We start from the raw sequence: 3,238 nt of genomic DNA on the forward strand, positions 1-3,238 counted from the left end.
AAGCTGCGCATCGTCAAGACGAAAGCGTCATGAGCTCAAGCGAAGCAACATTTACGGAAAATCCCGCCGGGCATTTGGCCGCCATGGCCGGAACCGGCGAGGTCGACGTCGTCATCCTTGGCGCCGGCATCAACGGGGCAGGGCTGTTTCGCGACCTGTGCGCGCAAGGCGTCAGCTGTCTGATCGTCGACAAGGCGGATTTCGGCTCGGGCACCAGTGCCGCGCCATCGCGGCTCATTCACGGTGGCCTGAAATATCTCGAAACCGGCGAGTTCGGGCTGGTCGCACAGTCGACACTTGAACGCAATCTGCTTTTGAAGAACGCGCCGCACTATGTCAGCCCGCTGCCGACCGTCATCCCGATCTTTTCCTGGAGCAAGGGCATGTTGGCGGCATTGCGGACGCTGTTCGGCTCGACCAGCGCACCGCGCAGCCGCGGCGCCATCCTGATCAAGATCGGCCTGATGATCTATGATTTCTACGGCTCGCGAAACCAGGTCATGCCGCGCCACCGCATGGTCGGGCGGCGCCAGGCGCTCAGCGGGATGCCGGCGCTCAATCCTTCGATCGTCGCCACCGGCACCTACTACGATGCCAAGATAAGCCACCCCGAAAGGCTCGTGCTTGAACTGATCCTCGATGGGCGGCAGGCAAACGCGGCCTCGGCCAGCGCGAACTATACGGCGCTGGTCAAGTCCGCCGATGGGGTACTGACCTTCCAGCCGGAAAACGGCGCGGCCTTTTCGGTGCGGCCGAAGCTGGTGGTCAACGCCGCCGGTCCGTGGATCGACGATGTCAACGAATTGCTTGGCGCGCCGTCGAAGATGATCGGCGGCACCAAGGGCTCGCACGTCCTGCTCAAGCATGACGAACTGGTCAAAAGCCTGGCCGGGCGCATGCTCTATTTCGAAGCCGATGACGGCCGCATCTGCCTCATCTACGATTATCTCGGCCTGGCGCTGGTCGGCTCCACCGACATCAAGGCCGACAATCCCGACGCGGTGCGCTGCGAGCCCGACGAAGTCGAGTACCTGCTCGACAGCGTGCGGACTCTGCTGCCGGGAATGGCGTTCGAGCGCGACCAGATCGTCTACGCCTATAGCGGCATCAGGCCGCTGCCGGCCTCCGATGCATCGCTGCCCGGGCTGATCAGCCGTGACCACTCCGCGCCGGTCACTGAGCCGGATCGGAACAGACCTTTCGCGGTCATCTCGCTGGTCGGCGGCAAGTGGACGACCTTTCGCGGCTTCGCCGAGGAAGTCGCCGACACCGTGCTCGGCCGCCTGCAGCGCAGCCGCAAGGTGACGACGCAAGCCATGCCGATCGGCGGCGGCAGGGATTTCCCGACCAATGCCGCAGCGCGAGCAGGTTGGCTGGCTCTGGCTCACTCGAACACGGGCGCTGAGGAACGGCGTCTCGATGCGCTGCTGTCGCGATACGGCACCAGAGCCACGCAGATCGCCACGCATGGGTCGGGCGATGGGGGTCGGCTGCCGGATTCAGAAAGCTACAGCAAATCGGAAATCGACTACATCGTCCGCAACGAGTTCGTCGAACATCTGGCCGATATCGTCATGCGCCGCAGCACCTTGGCGATATCAGGCTCCCTGACGGGCCGCGACCTGCAGGCGATTGCGGCGATTGCCGGACAGGCGCTGGGCTGGAGCGCCGGGCGCCTTGCAAGGGAAGTCGAGGCCGCAATTGTGGAACTCGAGGACCGGAACCTGATGCGGCTGGGCTGATCAGTCAGTCACCGATGCTCTTCACAAGGCAATCCGGTCGGTTTGCCCATGGATGCGCCGCATCCGCAAATCGCCCAACTCACAGGCAGATTGGGATTTTGCCGATGTTAGATATTATCCCTGAAAAACAGCTAGTTAGAAGAAAATCTGGATAGCCGATGGCCATGCAATTCTGCTGGCTTAGGCGTGAGGTAACATAGATTGACGTTAAATTAACACAACTGTATGATCGAGTAACATGCTCACCTCCTAATAGGTCGATGTTGCCCGCCGAATGCCGGCAGACCGGCGTTTCGGGAAGGGCGAGACCTGTGAATTCCCCTTATGTGCATGCGCCCAACCCGGCGGGGGATTGACAGCGATGCAGGGATGTGAAAATTTTTGCACACAAAGATAATAATATCATCTCAGGGAGGAGATGGCTTGAAATCCGGCGGAACCGCTAACCGCGATCATGAGTCCAGCCTCGCCACCCGCGCGGCCTGGCTTCACTATGCCGGGGGTCTGACGCAGGCCCAGGTGGCCAAGCGGCTCGGCCTGACCAGCCTCAAGGCGCATCGGCTCATCACGCGGGCCACCCAGGATGGCCTGGTCAGGGTGATCATCGACGGCGACGTCGGCGAATGCATCGACCTCGAGCAGCAGCTGATCAATGCTTACGGGCTCGATTACTGCGAGGTCGTTCCGGATCTCGATCAGGACGAGCTGCCACTGAAGGCGCTTGGCATCGCCGGCGCTCAGTTTCTGAAGCGGGAGATCGATCGCGGCGAGGACATGCTGATCGGCGTCGGCCACGGCCGTACCCTTGCCGCAAGCGTCGAGTATCTGACGCGCACCGCCGCCGCCCATATCCGTTTCGTCTCGCTGCTTGGCGGTGTGACGCGCAAGTTCGCGGCCAACCCGCACGACGTCATGCATCGGCTGGCCGAGCGGACCGGCGCGCAGGCCTATGTGATGCCGGTGCCTTTTGTCGCCAACACCGCGGAGGACCGTGAGGTGCTGCTTGGGCAGCGCGGCATCAGCGATGTCTTCGACCTCGCAAGCCGGTCCGACCTGATGTTCGTCGGCATAGGGACCGCCGAGCGGGAAGCTTCGCTGGTCGCCACCGGCATGATCGAACATTCCGAAATCGATGAGGTCAAACGCGATGGCGGCGTCGGCGAGCTGCTCGCCCACTTCTTCGACGACCAGGGACGCCCAGTGGAAACGGCGCTGTCGGACAGAATCCTGGCACTCCCGCGGGACCAGTTGAAGGGCCGCCGGATCGTCGCCGTCGCCGGAGGCAAAGTGAAAATACGCGCCATCAAAGCGGTGCTCGAAAGCCGCTATCTCAGCGGCCTAATCACCGACGAGTCCACCGCTCGTGCCCTTGTCGAACAGAAAAAACCCAATGGCGCGAAGCGCCATATGAACGGAGGATCGCCAAATGCGTGACAAGCGCGGATCAGCCTTGCTGGCGGTTGCGTCATGAGCGCGAAAGCCGCCACCGCATCGAC

Annotated in this window: 2 protein-coding genes; both read left to right on the top strand. The window is 62.4% G+C overall.

Features of this window, described 5'->3' with window-relative positions; genetic code table 11:
• Window positions 1–29: 29 nt before the first annotated feature.
• The gene (locus EN914_RS29435) at window positions 30–1,742 is read left to right on the top strand and encodes a glycerol-3-phosphate dehydrogenase/oxidase (RefSeq protein ID WP_032898880.1); all 1,713 of its coding nucleotides are present in this window, start codon (window positions 30–32) and stop codon (window positions 1,740–1,742) included.
• 423 nt (window positions 1,743–2,165) lie between these two features.
• On the top strand, window positions 2,166–3,176 hold the full coding sequence (locus tag EN914_RS29440) for a sugar-binding transcriptional regulator (RefSeq protein WP_024502444.1): 1,011 nt from the start codon (window positions 2,166–2,168) through the stop codon (window positions 3,174–3,176).
• Window positions 3,177–3,238: the final 62 nt, after the last annotated feature.

Source organism: Mesorhizobium sp. M7A.F.Ca.CA.001.08.2.1 (assembly GCF_003998455.1).
GTDB classification, from domain to species: domain Bacteria; phylum Pseudomonadota; class Alphaproteobacteria; order Rhizobiales; family Rhizobiaceae; genus Mesorhizobium; species Mesorhizobium ciceri.